The sequence below is a fragment of the Micromonospora sp. M51 genome (genome assembly GCF_018070305.1).
In the GTDB taxonomy this organism is placed as follows: Bacteria; Actinomycetota; Actinomycetes; order Mycobacteriales; family Micromonosporaceae; genus Micromonospora; species Micromonospora parva.
In genome coordinates this window covers 1-4726 of sequence record NZ_JAGPXZ010000493.1, presented here as the reverse complement: position 1 = coordinate 4726, position 4726 = coordinate 1, and the positions used below count along the sequence as shown (strand labels likewise).

The 4726-nt window shown below is 73.8% G+C and carries 4 protein-coding genes; all 4 read left to right on the top strand.

The features are described from left to right. Positions 1-182 precede the first annotated feature (182 nt). On the top strand, positions 183-932 hold the full coding sequence (locus tag KBX53_RS22885; RefSeq protein ID WP_030327600.1) for an OAM dimerization domain-containing protein: 750 nt from the start codon (positions 183-185) through the stop codon (positions 930-932). Further along, complete coding sequence (locus tag KBX53_RS22880) at positions 929-1333, top strand: hotdog domain-containing protein (protein WP_030327602.1); 405 nt, start codon at positions 929-931, stop codon at positions 1331-1333. The genes KBX53_RS22885 and KBX53_RS22880 overlap by 4 nt, the downstream gene beginning before the upstream one ends. Further along, positions 1330-2712, top strand: a complete 1383-nt coding sequence (locus KBX53_RS22875) for a glutamate mutase L (protein ID WP_210861558.1) — start codon at positions 1330-1332, stop codon at positions 2710-2712. The genes KBX53_RS22880 and KBX53_RS22875 overlap by 4 nt, the downstream gene beginning before the upstream one ends. A 584-nt stretch (positions 2713-3296) precedes the next feature. Further along, a partial coding sequence (gene lnt, locus KBX53_RS22870; RefSeq protein ID WP_210861561.1) for an apolipoprotein N-acyltransferase occupies positions 3297-4726 on the top strand: 1430 nt, incomplete at its 3' end.

Below are 4726 nucleotides of genomic sequence, written 5' to 3'. Positions count from 1 at the left end.
TTGGGGATCTTGATGCGGCCCGCGGACCGGGGCAAGGGCCTCGACGGGGTCGCCGCGCACGAGGCCGACTACTGCAACCCGGCCACCGACATCCTGGAGGCGGCGGCGTGAGCGAGCGTAGCGAGCGAACCGGCCAGCACAGCAGTCCCGCGCTCACGCCGCCGGCGCGAAGCGGCGGCGGCGTGAGCAAGCAGATCGTGCGCCCGTACGGGGACACCACCGGTGACGGGATGGTGCAGGTGTCGTTCACCCTGCCGGTGGCGCATGACAAGCGCGCCGAGGGCGCGGCGGTGCAGTTGGCCAACAAGATGGGCATCGACCCGGCGATGGTGGTGCACGCCAAACCGATGGGTGACGGGTTCACCTTCTTCGTCGTCTACGGGCGGGTGAACCACCTGGTCGACCTCGACGCCGTGCAGGTGGTGGAGCGTGACTTCGCGTTGCTGTCGGCGAAGGACGTCAACACGGTGATCAAGCAGCGGTTGCGGCGCAAGCTGTCGGTGGTCGGGGCGTGCATCGGCACCGACGCGCACACGGTGGGCATCGACGCGATCCTCAACGTCAAGGGCATCGCGGGGGAGAAGGGCCTGGAGTACTACCGGGAGTTGAAGGTCACCAACATGGGTGCGCAGGTCAGCGTGCCGGAGTTGGTGGAGACCGCCCGGGCGGAGAAGGCCGACGCGGTGTTGGTGTCGCAGGTGGTCACCCAACGCGACGCGCACCTGCACAACACCCGGGAGATGTCGGCGGCGTTCCGGGAGGCGATGCCGGCGGGGCGGCGGCCGCTGCTGATCGTCGGTGGTCCCCGCTTCGACGAGACGATGACCGACGAGTTGGGCGTGGACCGGATCTTCGGTCGGGGCACCACGCCCGGCGAGGTGGCCAGCTACCTGGTGCACGCTCTGATCACGCAACGGAAGGCGATGGCATGACCGACGCACGGCTCGGGTTGACGGTGACGCACCGGCGGTATGTGCCGTACTCGCACGCCCACTACGGCGGGAACCTGGTCGACGGGGCGTACGCGCTCGGTTTGTTCGGTGACGTCGCCACCGAGGTGTGCATCCGCACCGACGGTGACGAGGGGCTGTTCGCCGGGTACGCCGACGTGCGCTTCCACGCGCCCATCCACGCCGGGGACGTGGTGCAGGTGACCGCGCAGGTGTCGCGGGTGGGCACCCGCAGCCGCACCCTGGAGTTGAGCTGCGCGGTGGTGTGCCGGGGTCGCCCGGACCGTTCCGCGTCCGCCGCGGAGGTCCTCGACCCGCCGATCGTGGCGGTCACCGCGACCGGCACCGTGGTCGTCCCCGCCGCAGTCGGTCGCGAGGAATGAGCCAGGGTCGCGAGCCCCGCGGTCGCGGACCGGGAGAGCCCGCGACACTGGCGGTCTGCGCCGACGTCGGTTCCACGTACACGAAGGTGGCGGTGGTGGACCTGGCCGCCGGTGTCCTCGCCGGTGCGGCGTCGGCGCCGACCACAGTAGGCACCGAAGTGCTGCACGGCCTGGACGCCGCGGTGGCGGCGGCCACCGCCGGGCTGCGGGTGGGTGACGTGCCGTGGTACGTGTGTTCGTCGGCCGGGGGTGGGTTGCGGCTGGCCGTGATCGGCTATGAGCCGTTGGTCACCGCGCAGGCCGGGCGGCGGGTCGGGTTGTCCGCGGGCGCGCACGTGGTGCACGTCGCGGCGGGTCGGCTCGGCGCGGCCGACCTGACGGCGGTGCGGGCGGCCCGACCCGATGTGGTGCTGCTCGTCGGCGGCACCGACGGCGGTGACGCCGACACGATCACCCACAACGCGACCCGGCTGGCCCGGGCCCGGTGGCGCCGGCCGGTGGTGTACGCGGGCAACTCCGACGTGCGCGAGCAGCTGACCGGGTTGCTGGGCGACGCCGGGGTGCCGGTCACCGACGCCGACAACGTCCTGCCGCGCATCGGGGTGCTCGCCCCGGCGTCGGCGCGCTCGGCGATCCGCGCGGTGTTCCTGCGTCACGTCATCGGTGGTAAACGACTGTCCAGGGGCACCCGGTTCGCGCGGCTGGTGCGGGCGGCCACCCCCGACACGGTGCTCACCGGTGTGGAGGTGCTCGCCGACACCCTCGGTGGTGATCTCGCCGTCGTCGACGTGGGTGGGGCCACCACCGACGTGTACTCGGTGCTCACGCCCGACGAGCGGGCCACCGGGCCGGGCCGGGAGGTCGCCGGCAGTCTGTGGCGGGCCCGCACCGTGGAGGGCGATCTGGGGATGCGGTGGAGCGCCCCCGGGGTGGTGCGCGCCGCCGTCGAGGAGCGGCTGCTCGCCGGGGACGAGTCCGACGACCTGGCGGCCGCCGCGGCGCGTCGGGCGGGCGACCCGGCGTTACTGGCCGTCGACGACGTCGAGCGGGCCGTGGACCGGCGCATCGCCACCCTCGCCGCGACGGTGGCGCTGCGCCGGCACGCCCGGGGCGCGGCCACCGGTGAGCGGGCCGGGCGGGACCTGCGCGACGTGCGGCTGCTGGTGGGCTCCGGTGGGGTGTTGCGGCACGCCCCGGCGGACATGTCCGGGCAGGTGCTGTCGGCGGTCCTGGCCGATCACGCCGGCGGGTGGGCGCTGCCGCGCGCCGCCGCGACGGTCGTCGACGCGGACTACGTGCTGGCCGCCGGAGGGCTGCTCGCCGAGGAACACCCGGCGGCCGCGAGGGCGCTGCTGCGTCACCATCTGCGTACGCAGTGAGACTCGCCGACCGACACGCCGTGTCGCAACACACGACAGGCCGGGTGCGGGTTGACAACCGACGGGGGTCGGCACGTACCGTCTTTGAGTCCTACCACGGGAAGCGGCTGTTGTTCGCTTCGTCCCTTCGTCCGCTGGCCGAGCGACATGTTTCAGCGTCATCGTCGCGGCGGCCAGGTCCAGCGGGCGGGGGTCGGCGGGGCGGCGCGAACCGGCCGCGGTTACCGGTGTACGGGCAGGGTGAGGTGCACGGCCAGTAGACAACGGCCCGGCGGGGGCAGCCAGTCCACGTCCGGTCGGTCCGAAGGTCGTCGTGCCCCATCCTCGCCACACCGGCCGGGAAGGGCCTGGGAGCATCGGGGCGCGGCGTCAGCCGCGCCCCGATTTCATCCCCCCACCCTCACGCCACGCCACTCCCACTCCCACTCCACTCCCGGCGATCTTGCGGTTTCGGTCGTCGATGTGGGCGGGAATGCCCCTTGTGTCGGCACGGAAAGCGCAAGATCGGCGAGCGGGGGGCCCGGCCGGCGGGACCATCAGGCGGGTAGCCTTCGCCGGGTGATCGAGGTGAAGCTGCGGTGACGATGCTGGACCAGGATGAAACCCGCACCCCCCGGGTGACCGGCGCGCCGGTCGTCGCGGGTCGGCCGCTGCCGCTGCGGGTCGCTGTGCCCCTGGCCGTGGCCGCCGGGCTGGCCCTGCTGGTGGCGTTCCCCCCGTACGGGGTGTGGCCGCTCGCGCCCGTCGGGGTGGCGTTGCTGGCCGCCGCCGTACACCGGCGGCGGTTGCGCGCCGGCGCCGGCCTGGGCTTCCTGACCGGGGTGGCGTTGTTCGCCCCGCTGCTGGCCTGGACGAACCTGCACACCGGTTACCTGCCGTGGGTGCTGCTGTCGTTGCTGCAGGCCGGCTACCTGGCGCTGCTGGGCGCCGCTACCGCCTGGGTGTCGCCGCTGGCCGACCGGGGCCGCTGGGCGTGGCCGGCGCTGACCGGGCTGCTCTGGGTGGGCCAGGAGGCGCTGCGCGACCGCACCCCGTTCGGCGGGTTCCCCTGGGGGCGGCTCGCGTTCAGCCAGGACGAGTCGCCGCTGCTGCGCCTGGCCGCGCTCGGCGGCGCGCCGGTGGTCACCTTCGCCGTCGCCCTCGTCGGCGGTCTGCTGGTCACCGCCGGCTGGCGCACCGTCAGCACCCTGCGCCGCACCACCCCCAACGGCACCGGCCCGAGCACCGACCCGGCCGACACCGCGGACACCGACCGCCCCGCCGACAGCCACCAGCTCGACGGCCCCGCCGACACCAACCCCACCACCACCGCGCCGTCCGGCGGCGGTTCGGCGCGGCGGTGGACGCCGGTCGTCGTCCCCGCGGTCGTGGCCGTCGCGCTGACCGCCGGTGCCCTGCTCGTGCCGGTCGCCTCCGCCGGGTCCGGCGCCACCGTCACCGTGGCGATCGTGCAGGGCAACGTGCCGCGGCTGGGCCTGGACTTCAACGCCCAACGGCAGGCGGTGCTCAACAACCACGTCGACGCCACCATCGAGCTGGCCGGGCAGGTCGCCGCCGGGCAGCAGCCGCACCCCGACGTGGTGGTGTGGCCGGAGAACTCCAGCGACATCGACCCGCTGCGCAACCCCACCGCCGGTGCCCGGATCTCCCAGGCCGCCGACACCATCGGCGCGCCGATCCTGGTCGGCGCGGTGCTGCTGGGCCCCGACGTCGGGCAGGTCCGCAACGCCGGCATCCTGTGGCGCCCCGGCACCGGCGCCGACATGGAGCAGCTGTACACCAAACGCCACCCGGTGCCGTTCGCCGAGTACGTGCCGCTGCGCGACGTGGCCCGGATGGTCAGCAAGCAGGTCGACCTGATCCGCAACGACTTCGTGCCCGGAAGCACCCCGGGCGTGGTACGGGCCGGCCCCGCCGTGCTCGGTGACGTGATCTGCTTCGAGGTCGCCTACGACGAGGTGGTCCGGGACACCGTCACCGGCGGCGCGCAACTGCTGGTGGTGCAGACCAACAA

Bases quoted from the DNA above. Each gene is read 5' to 3' on its own strand.
- KBX53_RS22880 (WP_030327602.1), top strand. From the start codon at position 929: ATGACCGACGCACGGCTCGGGTTGACGGTGACGCACCGGCGGTATGTG.
- KBX53_RS22875 (WP_210861558.1), top strand. From the start codon at position 1,330: ATGAGCCAGGGTCGCGAGCCCCGCGGTCGCGGACCGGGAGAGCCCGCG.